Origin of the sequence: Synechocystis sp. PCC 7509 (genome assembly GCF_000332075.2) — a bacterium.
GTDB lineage: Bacteria > Cyanobacteriota > Cyanobacteriia > Cyanobacteriales > Chroococcidiopsidaceae > Aliterella.
In genome coordinates this window covers 553,331-576,165 of sequence record NZ_ALVU02000001.1, presented here as the reverse complement: position 1 = coordinate 576,165, position 22,835 = coordinate 553,331, and the positions used below count along the sequence as shown (strand labels likewise).

Annotated in this window: 14 protein-coding genes and 1 pseudogene; 4 read left to right on the top strand and 11 right to left on the bottom strand. The window is 43.0% G+C overall.

The window, feature by feature from the left end; genetic code table 11:
• Nucleotides 1-44 precede the first annotated feature (44 nt).
• From SYN7509_RS24965 to SYN7509_RS0202965, 6 genes are all read right to left on the bottom strand, one after another.
• Nucleotides 45-4,313 (bottom strand): DUF11 domain-containing protein, encoded by a 4,269-nt coding sequence (locus tag SYN7509_RS24965; protein WP_009631938.1) that lies wholly within the window; start codon nt 4,311-4,313, stop codon nt 45-47.
• A 147-nt stretch (nt 4,314-4,460) separates the two neighbouring features.
• Nucleotides 4,461-6,086, bottom strand: a complete 1,626-nt coding sequence (locus tag SYN7509_RS0202985) for a right-handed parallel beta-helix repeat-containing protein (protein ID WP_009631937.1) — start codon at nt 6,084-6,086, stop codon at nt 4,461-4,463.
• On the bottom strand, nt 6,083-10,060 hold the full coding sequence (locus SYN7509_RS24960) for a hypothetical protein (protein WP_009631936.1): 3,978 nt from the start codon (nt 10,058-10,060) through the stop codon (nt 6,083-6,085). Before SYN7509_RS24960 ends, SYN7509_RS0202985 begins: the two co-directional genes overlap by 4 nt.
• Entirely contained in the window at nt 10,057-11,586 is a 1,530-nt protein-coding gene (locus SYN7509_RS0202975) for a DUF11 domain-containing protein (protein WP_009631935.1), read from the bottom strand. Before SYN7509_RS0202975 ends, SYN7509_RS24960 begins: the two co-directional genes overlap by 4 nt.
• Before the next feature lie 172 nt (nt 11,587-11,758).
• Nucleotides 11,759-12,325, bottom strand: a complete 567-nt coding sequence (locus tag SYN7509_RS0202970) for a DUF11 domain-containing protein (RefSeq protein ID WP_009631934.1) — start codon at nt 12,323-12,325, stop codon at nt 11,759-11,761.
• A gap of 99 nt (nt 12,326-12,424) precedes the next feature.
• On the bottom strand, nt 12,425-14,920 hold the full coding sequence (locus SYN7509_RS0202965) for a beta strand repeat-containing protein (RefSeq protein ID WP_009631933.1): 2,496 nt from the start codon (nt 14,918-14,920) through the stop codon (nt 12,425-12,427).
• A gap of 412 nt (nt 14,921-15,332) precedes the next feature.
• On the opposite strand from SYN7509_RS0202965, the gene SYN7509_RS0202960 reads away from it, so the two are divergent.
• Nucleotides 15,333-15,908, top strand: coding sequence for an Npun_F5749 family FMN-dependent PPOX-type flavoprotein (locus SYN7509_RS0202960; protein ID WP_009631932.1), 576 nt, complete (start codon nt 15,333-15,335; stop codon nt 15,906-15,908).
• A 62-nt stretch (nt 15,909-15,970) separates the two neighbouring features.
• On the opposite strand, the gene SYN7509_RS0202955 is transcribed toward SYN7509_RS0202960, so the two are convergent.
• From SYN7509_RS0202955 to SYN7509_RS27445, 5 genes and pseudogenes are all read right to left on the bottom strand, one after another.
• Nucleotides 15,971-16,858 carry an alpha/beta fold hydrolase gene (locus SYN7509_RS0202955; RefSeq protein WP_009631931.1) on the bottom strand — a complete coding sequence of 296 codons (888 nt, stop codon included), beginning with the start codon at nt 16,856-16,858 and terminating at the stop codon, nt 15,971-15,973.
• 82 nt (nt 16,859-16,940) lie between these two features.
• Nucleotides 16,941-17,375, bottom strand: a complete 435-nt coding sequence (locus SYN7509_RS0202950; protein ID WP_009631930.1) for a hypothetical protein — start codon at nt 17,373-17,375, stop codon at nt 16,941-16,943.
• Between the two features lie 180 nt (nt 17,376-17,555).
• Nucleotides 17,556-18,230, bottom strand: a complete 675-nt coding sequence (locus SYN7509_RS0202945; protein WP_369792218.1) for a ribonuclease H-like domain-containing protein — start codon at nt 18,228-18,230, stop codon at nt 17,556-17,558.
• Nucleotides 18,190-18,702 carry a CAP domain-containing protein gene (locus tag SYN7509_RS0202940; RefSeq protein ID WP_009631928.1) on the bottom strand — a complete coding sequence of 171 codons (513 nt, stop codon included), beginning with the start codon at nt 18,700-18,702 and terminating at the stop codon, nt 18,190-18,192. Before SYN7509_RS0202940 ends, SYN7509_RS0202945 begins: the two co-directional genes overlap by 41 nt.
• Before the next feature lie 227 nt (nt 18,703-18,929).
• A pseudogene (locus SYN7509_RS27445) lies at nt 18,930-19,582 on the bottom strand (transposase); the annotation flags it as partial.
• Between the two features lie 338 nt (nt 19,583-19,920).
• Between SYN7509_RS27445 and SYN7509_RS0202930 the strand changes: the two are divergent.
• The 3 genes from SYN7509_RS0202930 to gloB all read left to right on the top strand — a co-directional run bounded on the left by SYN7509_RS0202930 (nt 19,921) and on the right by gloB (nt 22,834).
• Nucleotides 19,921-21,621, top strand: coding sequence for an ABC1 kinase family protein (locus tag SYN7509_RS0202930; RefSeq protein WP_009631926.1), 1,701 nt, complete (start codon nt 19,921-19,923; stop codon nt 21,619-21,621).
• Between the two features lie 63 nt (nt 21,622-21,684).
• On the top strand, nt 21,685-22,056 hold the full coding sequence (locus SYN7509_RS0202925; protein ID WP_009631925.1) for a hypothetical protein: 372 nt from the start codon (nt 21,685-21,687) through the stop codon (nt 22,054-22,056).
• Nucleotides 22,057-22,063: 7 nt separating this feature from the next.
• Nucleotides 22,064-22,834, top strand: coding sequence for a hydroxyacylglutathione hydrolase (gloB, locus tag SYN7509_RS0202920; protein WP_009631924.1), 771 nt, complete (start codon nt 22,064-22,066; stop codon nt 22,832-22,834).
• Nucleotide 22,835: the final 1 nt, after the last annotated feature.

The following is a 22,835-nucleotide window of genomic DNA, read 5'->3' as shown; positions in this document are numbered from 1 at the left end:
TTCTAACTTTTCCACCATAAAGCTTTTTAGTTATAACAGGGGGACTAATCAATTTTGGCTTTAAAACGGATAAAACCGTAGGAATTGGCAGGCGCACCAGCACCCGTAGCGTTAGGAATAGTACCGATATTGACCACCACTGCACCTTTGCCATTAGTTGATCCCTTGTTACAAGCAATCGGAAAACTAGAGTTATAGAATTGACCGCGATCGCTATCAGATACATTAGTCGCTTTTACGGGCGCAGCACCATTAGCACTTTGGATGACAATCCCATAATTAGTGCCGAATAATCCCCCAGCATCAGCACTAAGAAGCGAGCTATCGTAACCTGTACTAACAAAGGTTTGGTTTGCTGGCACGAAGTCGCAAATACTGACATTCGTTGCCTGAGATGCCCCATTGTTCAGGAAATAAATTGTATATTCTATTTCATCGCCAGGTTTAAAACTAACCGTTGGTGCGATCGTGCTGCTATTGATCGCACCTCGCAGAGAGGTTGTATTTGGAGCAGGCCAAAGAGGATCGTTATCTTCAACGGCTTTGGGAGTACCGACATAATTAGGATCGGTAGTTGGGCTATCAACTCCATCTTGAAACCCAGTTACGTCTACACCATTAACTGCTGTGATGCGTTTAACTAACAGCAGATTTGGAGGAACCGAGTTGGGGGTGACGATCGCACTACTGCTATTGTTCGTTGAATTTGGATCGTTTTGGTCTAGGGCGCTTAGTTGAGCCGTGTTGGTCTTTGCACCGGGCGTTGCCACTGTAGCTGTAATTGTTAAGGTAGCTGTAACCCCAGGGTTTAGGCTGGCAATGCTCCAAACCCCAGTACCGCTATTGTATGTACCTGTAGATACTGTATTGGACTGATAAGTTAATCCTGGAGGTAAGATGTCAGACAAACCAACATTTGTAGCAGCAGTTGGGGAAGTAATAGGATTAGTGACTGTAATAGTGAATATTACGCTATCGCCTACGTTGGGCGTTGAATTATTGACGATTTTTGCTACTGCTAAGTCTACAGATTGATTCGGTACTGTTACACTATCACGATCGTCCTCGCCAACTTGACCATTGCCAGGAGTTGAGTCTGGATCGCTTTGGTCTGAAAATGTTACTTCAGCAGTGTTTAATGTATTGTCGGCTGTTAACCTTGTGGCAGGAATAGTTAAAGTGGCACTTGTATTAGGAGCTAGTGTACCGACATTCCATACTACATTAGGAGTAGTAGCATTGTAGGTAGTTGAGCCTTGAGTAGTAGTGATTCCTACTGATGTAACTGCTACTTGTATTGTTGGTGGGAGTTGGTCTGTAACTTGGACATTAGTAGCTGTGCTAGAGCCATCGTTGGTTACGGTAATTGTGTAATCAAAAGTGCCTCCTACCGTCGGACTTGCAGGAGTTGATACTTTTGTCAGTCTCAAATCTGCCGACTGCTGTACAGTTGTAGCTTGGGTACTAGAGTTATTGGCTGCAATTGGATCGGAAGTTGTTGAGGATATTGTTGCTGTGTTGCTGAGGCTAGAGTTATTGGCGGTGGTCGGCGCTACTCTGACTACGACCGTAAAGTTTGCCGAACCCACTACAAAAGAGGGATTAGTACAGCTTACTGTGCCATTACTACCAATGGCGGGTGTAGTGCAAGTCCAGCCTGGAGGAGTGGTGATTGACTGAAAAGTTGTGCCAATAGGTAAGGGATCGCTCATTGTGGCATTAGTGGCTGTAGCCGAACCATTATTAGTAACCGCGATCGCATAAGTTAGATCGGCTCCCGCAATAACTGGATCGGGAGAGTCGGTTTTGGTTATGGATAAATCGGTATTTTGTGACGTTACCGTTACACTTGCCTGATCATCTTCTGTCGCAACATTATTGTTGGGTGTTGAATCTGGATCTTGTTGTCCTGAAGCACTTACTTGAGCCGTATTAGTTTTTGCTCCCGCCGTTGCTACGGTTGCTACAATTTGCAACGTTGCACTGTTTGCATTAACCGCCGTCCCCACTGTTCCTACTGTCCAAACTCCCGTATTACTAACGTAAGTCCCCTGACTTGGGGTTGCGGATACAAACGTTAACCCCGCAGGCAAAAGATCGCTAACACTAACACCTGTAGCGGAGTCTGGTCCAACATTATTGAGTGTGACAGTAAATGTTACGTTATCTCCAATGTTGGGACTAGCATTGTTGACTATTTTGGTCAAAGATAAGTCGGCTAACGGATCGATAGTTGTTGCATCATTAACGCTATCGTTAGTCGTATTAGCTTGTCCGCCTCCAGATACTGTTGCTGTGTTAGTTATACTTGCAGGTGCATTTACAGCCACGTTTACGGTGAGGGTAATTGGCGGATAGCTAGTAGTGGCAGCTAAAGCATCCGATCGCGTACAAGTGACAACTTGACCACTAATAGTACAAGTCCAGCCTGTACCAGTGGCGGCGGTGGGTGTTAAACCTGTAGGTAAAGTATCGCTGATGGTAACGGTTCCGTTGGTGGTTCCCGGACCTAAGTTAGTAGCTGTGAGAGTATAAGTGCCAGTCTGTCCTTTATTAAAATTTCCTGTGTGGCTTTTAGCGATCGCCATATCAGGTAACGTCACTATAACGTTGGTTGGCTGAACTCCAGAAGTAGCAGAATCTCCATCGCTTTGAGCGGTGAAATCAGTACCTAGAGTCTGGGCCCTATAGGCAACTGTTGCCTGATTAGAAAGTATGGTGCTGTTGGGAGTAGCAGCATTAACCTGTACCCTAAACTTGATAGTGGTAGAATTAGTAGGAGCTAAAGTGCCACCAGCAGTGCCTGTAGCCCCAGTGCCGAGACGAAATACTACCCTATTGTTGAGGCTATCGTAATTAGCTTGGTCATCAGTTGCGGTATCGGTTTTAGCTCCAGTGTTCGCTCCAGCCGTTATTTGCAGGCTACCAGGAAGATAGGTAGTATTGGTGGGTATGGGATCGGTCAGTACATTGTTGAGCGCCCCATCCTGACCAGTGTTAGCAACTGTCACTGTATACTCTAAAATGTCTCCTGGTAAGACAGTCCCCCCGTTGAGATCGCTGACACTTTTGTTGATGTTACCAGCTACGATTGGGGCGAAAATATCAATCGCGGTAGTAATTACTCCAGGTTGGTAAAATTCACCATTTGTAGTTGATGTAGTCAAATTAATAGTGGCACTTGTAGCATTGTTGCCCAGTACGCTGTTGCTAGGGTTAGAAAGAGAGATAATATCAATATCAAAGCCTAATTGGTTAACATTATTAGGATTTTTATTAGTTAAATTGCTACCAGTGCGACTAATCGAACTGTTAAAGAAATTGCCTGTAGGGTTTTGAGCATCAGTTAGAGTTGTACCATTAAAGTTCAAATTGTCACCCGTAGAGCCTCGGTCGCCCTCGTAAGCAACAGCACCAATTTTTGCAGTTACTGCCCCACTTGGAGGCGTAGTAAACCCGCTCACAGTAAATGAAACATTCGGAGTAGTAGTGTTAACAACAGCATAACCATCAAAAACTGTTAGGTTACGAGTCGGTTGAGAAGTATCGCGGTAAACTACAACCAAAGACCAGCCAGCTTGGTGATCTACGCCAGTACCTACTTGGACATTACCTACTGTATAGGTACCGCCACCGCCAGCTTGAATTAAGGAAGTGACATTAGCAAATCCTTGGTAGTCGTTGCCACTAGAGTTATCTGCGTCTAACTGGGTAGCTGTTATAGTTGTGTACCCTCCCGTAGCAGGCGTTGCCAGTCTGACAGTGTTGCGTTGTGTGGCATTGGGTGCGGCACTACCGGCGGGGACAGTGGGCGAAGTGGTTTGTGCTGCGCCAGCACTCGAATCGGCTCCCCAATAAAGCCCTGCCCATAGCACGGTAGCTCCGGTGGGTAGGACAATGTTTGCGCTACTAGAGTTGAATGTAGTGGAGTCGGCATCTACATCCACATTAGTCATGAAATAGCTATTGTTGTTCAGTAAGCCGCCAGTAGTACCTCCATTTAGGGCGCTTGTACAGCTACTTGCGGCAGATCCAAGTGTTGTAGAGCAAGTAACTGAGCTATTACCCACAATCTGAATATCACCGGTATCATTGGTACTGAAACGCGAAGTGAAATTTCGTATCACCGCAGCTTGTACTGGGCTAGACAAACCCAGCAAGACGGCAGCTAGCCCAACAATTTGTATTCCCTTGCCCATCTTTAAGGCATTATTCTTCCCGCGTTGAAGACTGCCAACTAGCCATCTTTGGTGACTGAGGTGCTGGGAAGGAGCTAATAAGTATTTATGCAATAGTTGTTGCTTAGTTTTCATCTTAAAATTTATATAATTAATATTTGACTAGATATAAACGACACAGGCAACAATCAATGTTTAAGTAATGCGATCGCACTTTCTTAAGCGCCTAAGTTGTCTGGAAGGATTAAAAGGTTTCATTTTATTGCCAAGCTAAATTTTGTTTTAATCTGTTGATATAGACTGCACTACAGCATTTAAAGCAGGTTCCGATGTACCGTACTGAGAATGAGTTGCGATCGCACTTACCCGTTCTCCAGGCTTTAGCATACCCAAAGAAAGGGAAAATCTACCTTTTTCATCCACTTTTGTAGTAGCGATGGGTTTACCAACTAATTCCCGCGTCCCTGATTCTTGGCTAGAGAGATAAATCTCTACTTGCGAATTGGGTTCGGCGAGTCCATCAACCGTTGCGCCATTTGGGGAATTAATAATAAAAAATTCTGGACTTAAAAAACGCGGTGCATCCATACCAAAGTTGCCCGTTTTGCGCCGACGTTGATAGCTATCGGTTAAGGGGTTTGCACCATCCCCTTTTTGGTAATCTTGAGGACTGACATTGAGTTGCGTAACTAAATCAATTGCCAAACCAGATAAGTTACCAAATTGATTATTGGTAATTTTGTTACTACGGCTTTGGGGATAAGCTGCAACTACTACTCCCGAACCATTTTGGTTAATAATTTGATTGCCAGTAACTTGATGCTCATTGCCCATCAAGTAAATAGCCGCTCTATTAAAACGTTTACCATTATTGGCGATCGCATTGTCCCGAATTTGTACCGCTCCTTGGGGTTTAAATAAAAACACTGCACTACCTGCATTGTTTTCAATTAAGTTACTAACAACTTCTGTATTTTGAATATTGCCTTCCAAACGAATAGCGTCGGGCATTCCGGCTAAACCGTTGCGCTCGATTACGTTGCCAGTAATGCGGAGATTGGTAGCTTGCTTCCCGGTAATAATCCCGCTACCGTCATGATTAGTAATTAAATTATTGCGGATTGTTGTACCTAGAGAATTGAAGACCGAAACGCCAAATGCCGAACGCGGAAGATCGTAAACAATCCCAATTACTGTAACTTTTTTAGTGGAATTATCCACACGGGGAGGAAAGCTTCCTAACCAATTATTTTCAATAACTACCCCTTGAGGTGAAACTTTACTTTGAACTAGGGGTAGCTGTAAATTTTGCTGTGGGCTGGTTTCTCTGGCTGTCACCTCATCGGCAATAAATATATCTGCCGGGGGTGTAGAAGCTGTAGTACCATGTTTAGCCGTAAAGCCATAAAGACTTAGACCCCGAACAGTAACCCCATCTGCAACTATGGTTAGTCCGCGAAATATCTCTACATTTTCCCCCGGTGTAACTGCTACTACAGGTAAAGGAAATTTTCTCACAAAAGTCTTATTTAGTCTGCCGGACTTAGTGGTATAACCTGGTTGAGTTTCACCATCGACAATCAAACCAGCCTTAGCCAAAGGCGGGAGCATACTAACTAAGCGAATCGTAGTTTGCTTGGGCGGTAACTTAAATTCAATCCGTGAAGGCAGATTAGGATTAAGGGATTTAACTTGATTTTGTTCGGCGGCGCTGAGTTGACTTAAAAGCAAAGTACCATTTACTAGCTCAATAGCTTCGCGCAAAGTTAAAAATGTATCTGGTGTAATAGTGCCATCGCGATCGCTATTTACAACTATCTGCACTGTTAAAGCTTCTTGAGCAACTACAGGAAATTGTAATAATGGTGACAAACAAGCAAAAACAACCAACCAATAGATTTTTTTCATAGCTTTTCACCTCTTAGCAGCAGGGGGAGTGTAGGTTTATCCAATCTTTGAATTTGGGTACTTATAGCTAGATCGGGTGTAGGGGAGGAATTAACCTGTTGATAGCTGTGAAGTAATTGCTTAACTTTGAAAGCTAACTGACTAATTTGCAAATCTATATCTACTTCTGCGCCAGAAAACTCTAGCTCCTCTTTGGAATCATTGTTACGATCCCAAAGAGCGATCGCATTTTCACGTTGAGTAAGCTTTCTAGCTAAAGGTGTCTTTTGAGATTCTTGTTGCTGAGGTGGCGCGACTTTTTGCAAGCCAAAGCCATCAAATAGCTCATTGAGTTTGACAGTTAAGCCCAAGTAAGGGCCACTAGCCGAACGAGAACCACTAAAACCATCATCGTCAACATTCCCAAACGCATAACCACCAGCCAAGCGCAGATTAGGAGTGAGATAATAACCAGCTTCTAAAAGAAAGCCTGTTTCGCTGTACCCGGCGGAGGGTTGATTAATCAAACGAGCTTCGCCCACTACATCCCATTTGTAGCCGGGACGATAGGTAGCCCGCAGTTGGGTAAGATTAATTGTACTTGTACCGACCAAATCATCAGCTAAATAAGACGTACTACTCCGCAGCGCATACTTGCCGTAAAACTCCCAGCGCCAAGAAGGAGCATAAATGCCTTCTAAGGCAAAAGTATGATCCTCTGAACCCGTCCCGCTACCAAATAAAATTGTTTCGGGATTTGTGGAGGGATTTTTGCGATATTCGTAGCGCAATAAAGCATTAAACTTATCGCTATTAATGTCGCGGTAAGCTAAACCTATTTTTAAATCTCTAGTAGTTCCCAATCCTTCTAGAGTTTGGTTAGAAGAATTAGCCTGTTGATAACGAGCTAAAGCTGTAATCGAAGGAGTGATTTTGCCTGTAGCTGAGGCAGAAAGGACTGTATTTGAGCCACCAGAAGAGTTGCGATGCTCGTAACGGGCATTTGCTTGAAAATTAGGATTATCTGTATAGTCAAGACCGACACTGTAGCTATCGCCGCCGTCTACACCAATTGATGAGGCACTTTGACCCGGCGCAAAGGGTTGAGCAAACTGAGTTCCCGCCGCCGTTTTGCCAAAGAAATCCCCAAAAACGTGTTCGTAAGCAAAGTTTGCCTTTAATCCCGGCGCAATTGTCCAACCTTGTTTAATCCCAATTGCTCCACTACCGCCAAGCCCATCACCACCGCCATACATGGAATAACGTCCAGTCAAGGTAGTATCAGAGCCAAACTTATGTTCGCCACTCACATCTAAACTGGTAATTGAGTTACCAGAATATTGACCGCGAGTAAAAAATTGCTGCGATAGGCTAATATTGACACCAGGTAAAGCTTTCCAACTCAAGCCAAACAAAGTGCGATCGGGATATACTGCATCTACATCGCTAGAAAAAGTTAGCTCATTTTGAGCAACGAAACTTAGAGTATTTGTGAGCGGCAAGTTTAGGCGACTGCGCAATTGGTCAGAGGTACTGTTTAAATCTGTTTCTGGAATGCGGTCAGTGCGATCGCGATGAATCCAATCTACCGTTAAATCAGCTTTACCTATGCGTTGTTGTACCCCCGCAGAAATAGTTGTCAGTGAGTTGTCAACCGCACTTCCAGGGGTAGCTCTAATACCTGGAGTTAATAATTCTTCTAAAGTATTGCGAACTTGGGGAGCAATGCCAAAGTTTTTTTCGCGATCGTACTGTACGCGCAGGTTGGTTGTGTCTGAAATTTTGGCAGTAACATCGGCTCCGTAACGAGTTTGACCGGGAACAAAGCTAATAGTGGCATCATTAGCAAAGCCAGGATCGGCGGAACGATAAAAAGCTCGTGCTTGAATATTTTTAGCAATTTCGCCTTCTGCTTCGATGCGGTAAGCCGAGCCGCTAACTTTGCCCATAACATCCGATTCGTTGGTAGAGTGGGCGTACTCGGCAATTAAGAAGCCTTTAGGGCCGATCGCAAATCGCGCATCAGCGCCATATAGTTCAAAGTCTCGCACTCCCTGATGTTCAGTGAGATAAGTAGCTCCTATCCAACTTTCTCGCCCTAGTTCGCGGGCAAGATGGTATTGTACCCTACCGCCATAAATGCTACTGGTTCCGTCTTGGCTTTCGTACTGATAGGTAGTCACTATTCGCCGGACTAATATTCTGCCTTCTTCATCTACCGCAGTGCGTAAAACTGCTTGGCGAAATAATAATGTCCCGCGATCGTAGTCAATCTCATAGTCAGGGCCACGGCTGAGTTGTTGGCGCTGCAAAACTGTACCCGGACGATTGAGTTCTTCTACTTCAATAAAAACACTTTCACTCCCTGAAATTAGTAACCGTCTCGATAAAAAGTAATAACCACTCGTCCCGTCAGGAGCGATAGTATCCCGTTGAAATCCCTCAACGTTGTTGGCGTAAAACCCGGTAACTTGTAAGTCTCCTAGGTTGTAATTAGCTTTAAAACCGTGCAATTTGCGATTGAAGGCGGTATATTCTTGGGAAGAGCGGGAAAACTCCTCAGTATTGTAGTCACCCCACATGGCAAAATCTGGCTCTGCTCCCAAAATCCGCGAGTTGCGCTCTATCCTTAAGTACAGACTATCTTGGGAAGGGGTAGTAGCTTCAACCGTGGAATTATCGCCATAAACAGGATATTTTTCGGTACAATCATTCTCATCTCTAAATAAGCGGCTATTGCCATTACAGTCTTCATTGAGAGTGCGATCGCTGTTGTAAGCTCCAGTAAATAACCAATCCCCAATTCTCCCCGTAGCAAAAACTGCCGAACGAAAATCTAATTGAGTTTTATTATTGCCATCTGGGGGTAAAAAGTCTCTAAAACTACTGTAATAGTCTGTACCTCTTTTACCCAAACGCAGATCGATTACTCCCGTCACCAAGGAAGGACGCAAATTTGTTTCAAACTGAACTTGAGTAAAGACTTCTATATTTGTAGTCTGAGCGGCAATCCTTACTGTTTGAGCTTGCAAGACAGAACGTAACTGAGCGGTAAATTGTCCTTTTTCAGCTTTTACTTGAAACCCATCGCTATCGGGATTTGCATCTACACCAACAAATTCTCCCGCACTAGCTACTAACGTAACGATCGCATTTTGCTCGGAGCGGTTGCCTTCAGCGTCTTGTAACTCACCTTGAATTGTGGCGGTGGAACGCCCATCGGCAGGTATTCTGGCTTCAGTAGTTTGCAATTTAATCTGAGTTGCCGTACCGCGTACCTGTAGCTTGACTGTGGCAATTTCCCCAGATTTACCATCTCTGGTAGCTTGAGCCGTCAGAGTGTTGTTACCAGGATTAAAAGCAATTCCGTACCATGTCTGCGTGACAATTTTTGATTTGCTATCGATTTCTGTACGTCCAATAAAGTTAGGATCGACATTGACCCCATTGATTTTTAGCTCTACTTTACTTCCTTCTAAATACTGTAGGATTACGGAGGTAGCTGGATTATTTAAAACTGAAGCATTTTTAGGCGTAAGAATTCTTACTTCTAAAGCAGAAAGTACCTTTTGTGTTTCCGGTTCGCTAATTGCTTCTGTTGGTGGAGTTTGAGTATTTCCTGAGCTTTCTGGAGCAATGGTATTTAGCGGCTCGGCGGGAGGAGGTAGTGGGTTGGGTTCTGGTTCAGTTATTGGCTCGACAGGAGCTAGTTCTATTGGCTCAACAGGAGCTAGTTCTATTGGCTCAACAGGAGCTAGTTCTATTGGCTCAACAGGAGCTAGTTCTGTTATTGGCTTGGCAGGAGCTAGTTCGGTAGAAAAGGGTAACAGCAATTCATCGCTAGGACTGGCTGGCGATATTTTTTGTTGCTCAGTCTGATTGTTTTGTGCAACGGGTAGTGGTGCAGATTTAGCTGTGGTGGCAATTACTAAACTCAAAGCTTCTACGGTAGCTAATACCAAGAAAGTAATTAAGGTGTTTGTGGTTCGTTTCACTTCTTTTCACCTTCTTGAAAGCTAGGAGTTACGGCAAAATTCATGCGGACTAAACCGCCAGGGGCTAGATGTACCAGCCTTGACTGGCTATTGCGTTCGCTAAAACGACGATTAGGAGCAAGGGTATAACCAGGTAAACTGCTTAAATCTAAAACTCCTGTGCGATAACCTGGTAAAACATTGGCGACCGAAAATAGTCCATCTTTATCGGTGGTAATCCGGTTGCCATCGTCCATAAAGACAACTGCGTTTGGTACTCCTGGTTCGCCGCGTTGTTGTTCGCCATCAAAGTTTTTGTCTACGAACACGCGACCAATAATTGTGCCAGCATCGGTAAGAATGCCAGCATTAACTCTTAACCTGTGGGTGGCGGGGCCATCTTTGACTGTAAAGTTGTTATCGGCGCGTTGAGCTTGAGCGATCGCGGAATTTTGTCCGTTTCCACGAATCGCATCGGGGGTTAGTACCGCAGCGTAGGCAATATTTAGGATTTTCTCGCCGTCAGGAGAATTTTTTGCTGGTAAGTTGACATCGGCAGCGCGGAAAGTGATTGTTCTACCTGTATGACTAGAGGTAACGGCAACTCTTTGATTTCCAAGTTCAGCCCGAACGGAATCGTTAATAAAGTTGAATCCTAGAGGCAAAGTGTCAGTAACAACTACGTTGTTGAGAGTAGAACTTGCCAAGTTTTTAACCGAAATGCGATAAATTACTGTATCGGCGGGGGCGGCGGAAGCGCGATCGCCAGTTTTAATAATTTGAATTTCTTGGCTTTGACAAATGCTTGTATCTAAATCGAGGATGGCTAAACTCAGACCGATGCGTTCGGCATTGTCGATATTAATCGTTCCTGTTACTGAGGTCTGATTTTGGCTAGTGCTAATCGGTCTACCATCAAGAGAAGTAGCTGTGTAACTAATAACTTCGCCATTTTGAGCGCCAATGATTAGTTTGATCCGGCGTTCGCTGTAAATCGAGTCGGGCGGCGGACTGATAAATAAGATATAAGTTTTACCAGGGGCTAATTGCCCCTTACTGGGATCGAATAAAAAGTTATAGCGCCCTTCATTGTCATTAGTAAGAGAGAAAGGATTGCTATTTTCTCTATTAGGATTTAGACCTAGAGGTATATTGTTATTACTAATATCTGGTAATTCTGTAGAAGTTAAGGCGATCGGCGCACTAATTTCTGTTCCGGTCGGATCTGCGGAATTTACTTCGTATAAACCGATGCTAAAGCCTTCGTAGTCTGCTAGTTTTTCTCCAGCACAACCAGTAATCTGTCCTAAAGGATCTACTAGCTTACTTATACTCAAGTCCGCTTTGCTGCTAAGTCCGTTTATGGTAGTTTCACTGTTGGTTTCTCCGCCAAAAGTGTAGGAAAAACTAACTTGATTAGTGAGTTGAACGGGTTGAACGTTTTGAGCAACAACTGGGATCGATTGCCAAATACTACCGCTAATAAAGGCTGCTGTGAGTAATTGAAGCCATTGATTTGATTGAGTGTGAGTGTGATAGCGGTGCATTTTTTTATACCTTAGTAGCAATTCATCAATGAGAACCTGATTATTGCTATTAGTTAGAGAATTAATTATTTACTGATGGGACTTTGGCTTAGAAAGATAGAAAAGTTTTAATAACAAAATAAATCGAGCGATCGCCTAAAAGGAGAGGGCGATCGCCCTCGAAAATGGGTAATTATTTCACCCTTACTTGGTATGCTGCGGCTACCTTAGATTTGGCAGCGATCGCGCTAGTAAACTTCCATCGCACGTGAGTATAGGCTTCGGCGGGGGCTGGTCGAGTTTCTACTTTGCCGTCGGTAAGTTTGACTTTGACTGTAGGTTTGGCAACAAAGGTTTTACCGTTGTCGATACTGTAGGTAACGATCGCAGTAATATTAATTGTTTTGCTGGAATTTAAAACGTAGGCGGTCTGCTGGGGAATAGGTTGGGTGACAATTAAATTGTTAGCTGGGCGATCGCCATTATTAGCACCCGTCACCGTGTAGCGAATGACATCACCAGGTTGTACAGTGACATTACCTTGGAGATTTTGCCAGCTAACTTGTTGTTTGCCATCGCTAGTTTGTTGGACAATCTTTTTAGCGGCTGCTAAATTCAATTGAACTTGACGTTTGGCTTGAATATTTTGGGCAATTGCTGTTTTTGGGAGTAAGTTGGCGATCGCCGGCACTTCGGTGGCAAAAGAGCCAGAGGCGAGTAGAGCTACGGCACCTAAACCAATCAGGAAGGAACGCTTCATGTTAAAAAACCTCTTAAAAGTGGAAAAGCTTTAGTTAATAAACTCAATCTATTAGTCAGGAGGGATATCTCCCGACAGGAGATATCCCTGGAAAGCGTCTTAGTTGACGATGCGTTGGAAGCTAAATGTGCGTGGTGCAATACCAGGTTCAACAGGTACGCTCACAATATTGACGTAGCGAGTAACATCCGTTGCTGGCGTAGAACCCGTTTGATCCGTAGCACTAACATTACCGCCAGTACCATTGAAGAAGGCAATATTAGCGCCAGTACCAGAATCTACCGCCGAACCAATCACATTGCTAGTATCGATACCCAAAGGTAGCGAGTAATCTTGACCCCAGTTGTTACCATTAGCTGCAATGGGGAAGACTGCGGTGTTGGTAATGCCACTTTCTGTAATCGTGACATTGCTGGCATTGAGAGTAACGTTGTTGCTACCAGATACGGCAGTAGAGATGTTGCTGTAACTAATCCGGTACTCAATGATGTTGCCGGGTGCAGGAGTCTTAGCCGCCGTACTGAAGGTTCCATCACCACCAAGAACTGCGGGTCCAGTACCTACCAAGATGCGAGATTCTTTGACCAATCTTAAGAAGCCTGTATAGACTCGATCGATTGTGGTGTTAAAAGATTCACCCGGATCGAGATCACCATTTTCGTTAACATCAGTAAAGGCAAGAATTGGGGCTGCATAACCATTGATAAATCCGGCAGGTAAATCTGTTGATAGTGCCGTGCCAGCAGGTAAGTCAATAGTGGTAGTGTAATTTACTGATGTCCCAACACTGATATTTGGAATTGTAATCGCCGTTCCAGAGCTAAATACAAAGTCCGTGCCATTGTAGGTATAAACCGCCGAACTACCACCAAAGGTGATGGTGACAGTGGTATTTGTGGGCAGAGTACCTGTTGCCGCACCGTCTTCAGGGCGGAGCAAAACGTTAGTTAGGGGTGTGACTGGGGCGCTGAGGGTATTGGTAAAGACTTCAGGGGCTGGGTTTATTAGGGTTTCAGGAGCAGTACCGGCAGGAATATCGGTGGACTGGTTGGTAAAGTCGTCGTTATTGCTATTAGGTCCAACGGCTGTGGGTACTCCAATAGGCCCGTTGAGAACTGCGCCAGTAGGAGCAAGGATTAAAATGTTATCTTCACCACCAGCCCCAGTACCTGTGTTGTTGCCAGTGGGGTCATTTTCATCAACGGTTGGGTTAGCAACACCAGTACCAATAACAGGTTCGGGAATGCCATCACCGTTGGCATCTATGCCTGTGTTTGGCCCGCGACTACCGTTATCGTTGAAGTTGGTAGGAGTTGGGTCGCCGGACTCGTCGTACACAATTGTTGTGCCGCCACCAACAGTTTCACCGAATAATTGAGCAAGGTTAGCAACTGTGCCGCCGTTAGTTGCATTCAATCCACTGGTGATTACTTGGAACGAGAAGCCTGATAGGTTAGCACCTTTGGCAATTGGAGTGGAAATTACATAACCAACGCGAGTGATACGACCCGTAACTGAGGCTCTATTTGTTTGCCAAAGTGCGGCATTGGCATTGATTGAGGTAGAAGAATTAGTATAAACTACAGTCCAACCGGAAGGTGGGATAGGAGTAACTGTAGATAGAACTGCAACTGTAGGAATTGCATCGGAAACTAATATGCGGTTGGCGGTCGTACCATCAACGTTTACTGGAGTCCCTTCTAAATTTGCGGGAATTAAGCTGGCGGGAGTGCCTACAGGAGCAGCAGAGTCTACTCGTAAGGTCAAGTTATAAGTTTGCAGATCGTCATTGAATACGCCTACCGTACCATTATCTGAATAAGTACCTTGGGTTTTGAGAACGGCGGCAAAAGCTTGAGGTTGAGCGCCCACAAGGACTTGTTGATTAGCACTAGCTTCTCGTTCTCCGTTGGTAGGAGCGCCATTATTAGGAGATAATTCGGTGACTACATCTACGGTGCGAACTTCTCCAGGTAATGGGCCGTCAGCAGAGTCGGGCTGGTTTTGGGTAGCTGCGCTGTTGTTATTGGGTGCGGTATCGCCCAATCGGACGATGATAGGCGCACCAGAGGTAGCTCCTGCTGATACTAATATAGGTACGTGGACGCGAATGGCACCGCCAGCGCTAATTACTGTGGCGGTGGGAGCCGTAGCTGTACCTACAATTTCAAAGGTGCCATCGCCGTCAGCATCAATGTCATAGGTAATTGTGCCAGCTTGGGTTGCAGGGCCTGTAACTACAGGAGCGGGAATAAATACCCTTGTAGTATCGTTACCGACGTTAGTAATTAAGTAGTCGTAGGTCAGCGTATCGCCAGGGAGAACAGAAGTGCTAGGGGTTGAATCGGTAGTGCCTGCTGCTACGTTGGTAATACCTGCAACTTCTGCCACTGTAATTGTGACTGTATTAGAGGTGGCATCAATTACTTCGGCGGGATTATTGGGGTCGTTGTAGGTGGCAGTGGCAGTGTTGCTAATACCTGTTCCCGCCGTTGTTCCGGCTGCAAGTATAGGAGCCGCTAGTTGAAAGGCTCCCCCGACTAATAGGGCTGCTGTTAGTAGTGGACGGTAAAGATTTTTTTGAGATTGTTTCATGGGAGCGCACTACACTTAGATGGTTTAAACACAAAAAGAGTCAGAAAATATAGAGATGGTAAGTTTTGATTTATAGGTAAGTACGACCTAGTATCAAGATTTACTTAGTTGAAAATCGGTGGGGAGGGAAAGCGGTCAGCCCAAGCTTTGCTATAGATAAATTCAAATAGCTATATAGGCTACATAATCATCTTTCCCTATTGCTCTAAAAATAAGATCGAGGAAACTACTCGACTGTAATAAGAAGACTTGAAGCTAATATTGGTAAAATTACTGATGTTGTAAAGAAAATTGTATGTATTGATGGTAATTTTTATGTTTCTGGCGATCGCTTTAGATATTTCGCTTATAGAAGCTAACTTCCGCTATTAATCTTGATAATGCTAAAAAATAGCTGTAGATGAACTAATTTATGTTTGACTCAAATTGGCGAGTTTTGTTAGAAAAGTCTCTCGACTGTCACCGTAATATTACGTATGCTCGTTATTTACAACTAGCAACAGTCACAACAGAAAATCGCCCAGCCAATCGTACTGTAGTGTTTCGGGGTTTTTACGGAGATAAAGATTGTTTGAAGTTCACTATCGACAGTCGCAGCGAGAAAGTGCGACAAATTGCCGTGCAGCCTTGGGCGGAGGCTTGCTGGTACTTTACTGAAACCCGCGAACAATTTAGATTTAGTGGTTTGCTGCACTTAGTACAAGTAGATAACGCAGACATGGCGTTACAGCAAGCTCGTCAAGCTTGTTGGCAAGAACTTAGCGATAATGCCAGATTACAATTTGCTTGGGCAAATCCTGGGCAACCTAGAACAAAGGATAGTAATTTTAATCCGCCTGCGCCCAATCCGGTAGAGCCATTAGCTAATTTTTGCTTGTTATTATTAGAACCAATCCAAGTAGATTACTTGAATTTATTAGGCAATCCCCAAAATCGTTATATATATCGGCGCAAAGATGGGTGGGTTGTTGATGAAGTTAATCCTTAAGCTAAGTTTAGGGAAAAAGTGCGTTGGCGAAGCTCACCGAAGGCAGCTTTTAAAACCTAGAACTAAGCAGAAGTAAATTTAAGAATGTGTTGGGCGGTGAGTTGTGGCTGTTCTAAATGGGGGACGTGTCCGCAATCGTTCAACCAAATTAGTTGACTAGGAGCGATAGCGCTTTTAAACTTTTCTGCGTCAGCTATATCTAGTATTTTGTCATTTTCTCCCCACAAAATTAGCGTTTTCGGCTTAATTTGGGCAAGTTTATCTTTAAAGGAAGTATAGCCACCGCTTTTGGTAAAGGCGATTAAAGCATGATTCCAATCGGGCATATTTAGATGTAAGGCGGCACATAATTGAGCGTCGTAAGAGGCTAAACTTTTGTCTTTGTAAGCTGTGCGACTAATACTAGCGCGGACTTTGGGATGGCGTAAAAATTTCGTCGCTAGGTAGCCTAGGGGCGGAAACATAAATTTTCCCATTGCTGACCCAGCGCTAAAGCCTGCACTATCGATTAATACTAATTTTTTGACCGCTTTGGGGTAAGTTAGGGTAAAGTCAATGGCTGCGGCTCCTCCCATGGATGCACCAACTAATATTACTGGCTGATTAATTAAGGTTTTCCAGAAAGAATATAAGTGAATTGCGATCGCACTGGGACTAATTTTGATTTCTTTAGGTCTATCTGTAAAGCCAAAACCTAATAAATCTACCGCCCATGTTTGATTTTGAGTTGCTAGTAATGGGAGTAAGCGCCGAAATTCTAAAACTGAGCTATCAAATCCGTGCAGTAATAATATTGGCGTTCCGGTGTTTCCTTGCTGAACGTAGGAAGTTGCTATCACTTTAGGGCTTAAAGGCGTAATTATTTCTTGACGTTTGATACTTTTTGCCAGACTTATAGATTCAGTTTCTGTTAGTTGGGCAATTAATTGGGGTAAAAAACTGATTTCCATAATTGATTGCATAAAATAGTTTATTTAAAATTAATCCCTCCTAGATTTAGGAGGGATTAATTAAAAGTTAATTTTACTTTTTTTACTTGCTAATATCTTTTAAAGCCTTTTGGGGTGCTTTAACTACGTCTTCGGCGGCTTCTTTCAATTGCTCTCCAGCTTTTTTTGTCCCTGGATCGATTGGTTCATCAAGATTTAGTTTATCTTTGACGTTTTCAAAAATGTTTTTGCCCTTAGTTTCTGCGGCTCTATTTTTGATATTTATGCCTTCATCTTTAAGCAATTTTGCTGATTTTTCGGCGTTATCTTTGATTCTATCTGCCTTAATTTCTGCTTCGCTTTCACCACTATCAACTTTGTATTGAGTAGCTTCGGGTGTTACGGGTTCTGCTTGAGCTTGCAGTTGATTTCCGTGAATATCAAAAGCACTACTAATCAACAATGTCAACCCAACTATAAATACTGTTATAATCTGTTTTAATTTAATGCTTTGCAGCCAAGAAGTTACACGCTTCATAATAAATACTCCTACCATGCTTTTGTCAATTGAACTACTTTGATTACAGGCTAATCTTTGCAATCATTGCATTATGATTTTTGAATGTTTTGGATTTTTTCGCATCAGTCTAACGATATATAATTAGTATTTGATAAAAAGTTATATGATCTAGGTGAGTATATAGATAATGAACAATTATTAATGCTCAAATAAGTCTTTGAACTGCACTAAATCTAAAGAAACTATAGTAGGCAACGCTTCAAAGCATTTTTTAGCAAGTTCTAATCGTTCTTCCCGTTCTAGCATTGCTATTAATTTTTGTCTCGCACTTAGGAGATACCGGACATCATTGGAGGCATAATCTAGTTGTTTATCTGATAAATTTGCCGCATTTCCCCAATCGGAACTTTGAGCGCTTTTGTCTAATTCTACATTTTCTAGTTCTTGAATTAGCTCTTTTAAACCGTGTCGATTTGTATAAGTACGGGCTAACTTGCTAGCAATTTTTGTACAAAATACTGGGATGACATGAATGTTTAGATATTGGCGTAACGTAGCTAAGTCAAACCGGGCAAAGTGGAAGACTTTAACGACATTAAGGTTTTCTAGTAATTGCTTTAAGTTGGGCGCATCGGTTTGATTTTTGGCGATACGAACTACGGCGACTATACCTTGAGGATCGCAGATTTGGACTAAACACAGGCGATCGCGCGTGGGCAATAATCCCATAGTTTCAGTATCTACGGCAATCGCTTCAGCGCTTAAGTATTGTGCGAGGATATGATCGGGGAGATCGCGATCGCATACTTGAAAATCTAGTAATTCCATTAGGTTAGCGGCGGTTGATAAATAATTGAGTAAAGTAGTATTCATTCTTGGCATTTTTGACAACGCCAATACCAGTTAGGTTGTATTGACCAACAATATTAACTCTATGCCCGTCACTTTTTATCCAACCGTCTACAGCTTGTTCGGCGGGGTTAGGATATCCTTGGTTAAAAGCAACATTTTCTGCGGCTGCACGATAGGAAATTTGACGACGGATAACAGAAACACGGGCATCAAATCCATCATGGCTAAAAGGTACTTTCCCACTTGCCATATTTTGACTATGAATCTTTGCTTGGGCGCTAATCCGCGCGTCGAGAGTTAAAGGCGGCAACTTGCGCGACTGGCGATATTGATTGATTTGTTGGTGAATAGATTTTTCCATAGCTGAGGGCGGTTTGGTAGGGGAAGCGGCTACAATTTCCGGCGATGGTAAGCCGATGTCTGCATTTAGAGGAATATCACAGCTAGAGATAGCAAGGACGATTAATAACATTCCTGGTAAGAGTTTTTGCATTATTAGCTATTTTTTAAAAGTTTATCGGCAGCCAAAATAAAGATCGCCATCGGTATTTAGTATATATCCCTCTTCTGTCACTTTCTGAAATAAGCAAGTAGTAAATAAGCTAAATCATCCAGAAGCATAATAGGGTTTAAATTAATTCATTGCAGCAATTAAATGATTGAATCCCCGGAATAAATGTGAGTTAGAGAAAATACTTAACCATTTTACACTGTCTAAAACCATATTCTTAATCCATATAAGTCACCTAAAGTTTCCTTGAGATTAGCTTGAAGATTTGTCATTACAAATGTTGTAGAATTCTCTGGCATGGTTTTTGGATCAGTAGTTATTTCTAAGTTCGTTATCGCTCTTTTTTTACCATAAATTATTTCCCTAACGTATCTAGTCTCTGATTTTTGATTACTAAATGTTCTCTCAAAAGAACTCCACTTATTCGCCCTAACGCTCTGCCCTGAAGGTAACCAGTCTCTATGATTACAACGAATTGATACCACGTAATTTAAGTTGTATTCAGCTATCTTTCTAATAAATTGGCTGCTTTCACCATAGAAACTAGCCGCCAATACTAATTCAATATTAAAGCCTGACTCAATTAATTTTGTAAGGATTTCTGACGCTAATTCTATTTTTGTTTTGTATTTATCTTCAGCTTTTAGCGTTCCCTTGGGTTTAAATATTTTCACTGTGAAAGAAATCGTTATATTGGCATAAACGACCTAGGCATTGACGGAAACTATTCCTCTATCAACTTTCCCTACACTTCCCAAATATTGCTTGGCTACATAATCAGTTTTTTTCCTTTTTTTCTATCTCTAGTTTCATCTATTACTACGGTAATTGCCTTACCCTCTAGTGCTTTCTTGATTTTACTTTTTTATTCATAATATCCGGCAAAGTGACAGAAGAGGGATAGAATTATTGCCATTATCTACAAGGCGATCGCAACACCACGATCAAAACCGATAAAGTGGAGTGGGGATAAGTTCTCTGGAGTATAAACCAAGTCTCCATTATTAGCTCGTTAGCAACAAAGGGATGCTATAGATATTTGTTACTTTTTTTATAAATACTTTGTAGTTTTAAATACTATAATTAATAAAAAGATATAAATAAGTGGTTGCTCTTGGCGGCTATTTAAAAAAAGCTACCTAGTTTTAGATAAAAACCACAGTAAAAGTCCAATTCCCAGTTTGAGAGGCAGATCGAGGCGTGGGTCAGTATCAACTTAGTCAAGAAAATCGGCGTTACAATCCTGAAACGCTTGTAAAATACTTCCGTTTCCGTCCTTGGCTAGTATGGGGACGGATTTTAACTATTATTTGGTTTTTTTCGGGCTTTATTGTGGGGATGAAAACCGATGAGTGGTTGGGAAAAGCCGAACAAAATCAGCCGTTGCGTGCTACGCAACTAAGAAAAATAATTACGCGCTTAGGACCAACATTTATTAAAGTCGGTCAAGCCCTATCAACGCGCCCGGATTTAATTAGAAAAGACTTTTTAGAAGAATTAATAAAGCTGCAAGATCAGCTACCACCATATAGTAATGCGATCGCTTTTCAAACAATTGAAAGAGAATTAGGTCGCCCTCTAGAAGAACTTTACAGCGAAATTACCCCAAATCCTGTAGCGGCGGCGAGTTTAGGACAAGTGTATCAAGCACGGTTGCACACGGGGGAAGAAGTAGCGGTAAAAGTCCAACGTCCAAACCTGCGCCCAGTTTTAAATCTAGACTTATATTTAATGCGTTGGGCGGCGGGATGGCTTGCGCCTTGGCTTCCTCTCAATCTCGGTCACGATTTGCAACTAATTGTCGATGAGTTTGGGACAAAGTTATTTGAGGAAATTGATTACTTTAACGAAGGACGCAACGCCGAGAAATTTGCTACCAATTTCCGCGACGACCCCCGCGTTAAAGTTCCATCTATATATTGGCGCTACACAAGCGATCGCGTTTTAACTTTAGAGTGGATTAACGGCTTTAAACTTACAGACACCGCAGCAATTAAACGAGCGGGACTCGATCAAAATAGAATCATCGAAATAGGGGTAACTGCGGGACTCCAACAGTTGCTAGAACATGGATTTTTTCACGCCGATCCCCACCCAGGAAACTTGTTTGCAACTTTTGACGGACGGATGGCTTACATTGACTTTGGGATGATGGATCAGCTAACGGAGGGAATGAAAGAAACCTTGGTAGATGCGTTAGTACATTCCGTCAATCAAGACTATACCGAGTTAGCAGAAGATTACGTTAAGCTGGGCTTTTTAGCGCCAAATACCGATATTCGCCCAATTGTCCCCGCTTTAGAAGCTGTACTTAAAAATGCGATCGGCGAAAGTGTTAGCAAGCTAAACTTTAAAACAATTACAGACTCTTTCTCAGAGTTGATGTATGAGTATCCTTTCCGCGTCCCAGCAAAGTTTGCTTTAATTATTCGCTCTTTAGTAACGCAAGAAGGTATTGCTTTAAGCTTAAATCCTGACTTCAAAATCGTTGAAGTTGCTTACCCATACATCGCCCAGCGCTTGTTAAAAGGTGAAACTCCCCCACTACGGCGACGGCTGCTAAATTTATTGTTTAAAAATGGTAAGTTTCAATGGGAGCGGTTAGAAGACTTAATTGCGATCGCCCGCGCCGATAATAGTTTTGACTTATTACCTACAGCGCAGATGGGTTTACAGTTTTTACTATCCGAGGAAGGACAGTATTTAAGACAGCAATTACTCATTGCTTTAACGGAGGACGATCGCTTGCATACCGCAGAAGTACAAAGTCTGTGGAACTTGGTTAAAGATGAATTACAGCCAAATCGCCTATTTAATGTAGCAATTGGAGCTTTAAGCGATTTTTCTAAAGAACGTACTGCCGCATTATTACCCGTTTTTAACGCTTTCAACGGTAAGTAATCCCAAAAAAACCTCTATTTACAAGTAGAGGTTTTCCCACTTCATCAGCAACTATAAATTACTATGTCTTACTATCCCGAACCGCCTTATTTTTTAATGTTTGCCGGATTTGCGATCGCCCTAGCGGCAGGAACGGCGTTTGCAGCAACTTTAAAACTAATTGTGGCAAAATGGTCAAGCGATCGCGCGGCGGCGACTAAAGCTCAATTACCCACTGCACAATTGATTATTCCTTACTTGGGTATCAATGCCGGAATCTTAGTATTTTTGGCGGCGGGTTTAGAAATCTTTGGGTTTCCTAGTTGGTTAGCTGCGTCAGTGGCTGCACCTTTAACTTTATTAATCGGTTTATTGGTATGGTATCAACTAGGCAGTATGTTGTCTTTTGTCGAAAAGAAAGGTTTTGAATCCTTGGATTTAGATTCTTGGCGCTAGGTAATGTATGCAAGTAATTCGCATTCCTGTACTTACAGATAATTACATTTTTCTATTGTGCGATCGCACTAAAAATATTGCGGCGGTGGTCGATCCGGCGATCGCAGAACCTGTAATAGAGCAATTGCAACAACTAGACGCTAAATTAGTTGCAATTTTTAACACTCATCATCACCACGATCATGTAGGTGGAAACCAGCAATTAATCAAACTTTTCAATGATGTTGTAGTTTATGGTGGCGCTGAAGATCGGGGAAGAATACCCGGACAGCAAGTATTTTTAAAAGAAGGCGATCGCGTTACTTTTGGCGATTGCACGGGACAAGTATTTTTTGTTCCCGGACATACCCGCGCCCATATAGCTTACTATTTCCCGCCGACAGCGACCGAATCCGGGGAGCTATTTTGCGGCGATACGTTATTTGCTGGCGGTTGCGGACGATTGTTTGAAGGTACGCCAACGCAGATGTTGGAGTCTTTAACCAAGTTCCAAGCTTTACCCGATGATACACGGGTATGGTGCGCCCACGAATACACTCTAAATAACCTCAAATTTGCCCTAACAGTAGACAGTACCAACCCTGACTTAAAAACTCGTTTTGCTGCCGTCCAAGCCGTCCGTAGCCGCAACGAATCGACAATTCCTTCTAATTTGGGGTTAGAAAAGCGGACAAATCCCTTTTTACGTTGGAACCAACCAGCATTACAAACAGCCGTTAATAGTAGCAATCCATTTCAAACATTTGCTAGGCTGCGAGGAATGAAAGACAGGTTTTAAA

Coding starts and splice junctions, on each gene's coding strand:
- SYN7509_RS0202985 (WP_009631937.1), bottom strand. CDS start 6,086: ATGAAAAAAATCTATTGGTTGGTTGTTTTTGCTTGTTTGTCACCATTA.
- SYN7509_RS0202940 (WP_009631928.1), bottom strand. CDS start 18,702: ATGCAAAAACTCTTACCAGGAATGTTATTAATCGTCCTTGCTATCTCT.
- SYN7509_RS0202960 (WP_009631932.1), top strand. CDS start 15,333: ATGTTTGACTCAAATTGGCGAGTTTTGTTAGAAAAGTCTCTCGACTGT.
- SYN7509_RS0202965 (WP_009631933.1), bottom strand. CDS start 14,920: ATGAAACAATCTCAAAAAAATCTTTACCGTCCACTACTAACAGCAGCC.
- SYN7509_RS0202950 (WP_009631930.1), bottom strand. CDS start 17,375: ATGAAGCGTGTAACTTCTTGGCTGCAAAGCATTAAATTAAAACAGATT.
- SYN7509_RS0202975 (WP_009631935.1), bottom strand. CDS start 11,586: ATGCACCGCTATCACACTCACACTCAATCAAATCAATGGCTTCAATTA.
- SYN7509_RS24965 (WP_009631938.1), bottom strand. CDS start 4,313: ATGAAAACTAAGCAACAACTATTGCATAAATACTTATTAGCTCCTTCC.
- SYN7509_RS0202925 (WP_009631925.1), top strand. CDS start 21,685: ATGTCTTACTATCCCGAACCGCCTTATTTTTTAATGTTTGCCGGATTT.
- SYN7509_RS0202945 (WP_369792218.1), bottom strand. CDS start 18,230: ATGAATACTACTTTACTCAATTATTTATCAACCGCCGCTAACCTAATG.
- SYN7509_RS0202970 (WP_009631934.1), bottom strand. CDS start 12,325: ATGAAGCGTTCCTTCCTGATTGGTTTAGGTGCCGTAGCTCTACTCGCC.
- gloB (WP_009631924.1), top strand. CDS start 22,064: ATGCAAGTAATTCGCATTCCTGTACTTACAGATAATTACATTTTTCTA.
- SYN7509_RS0202955 (WP_009631931.1), bottom strand. CDS start 16,858: ATGGAAATCAGTTTTTTACCCCAATTAATTGCCCAACTAACAGAAACT.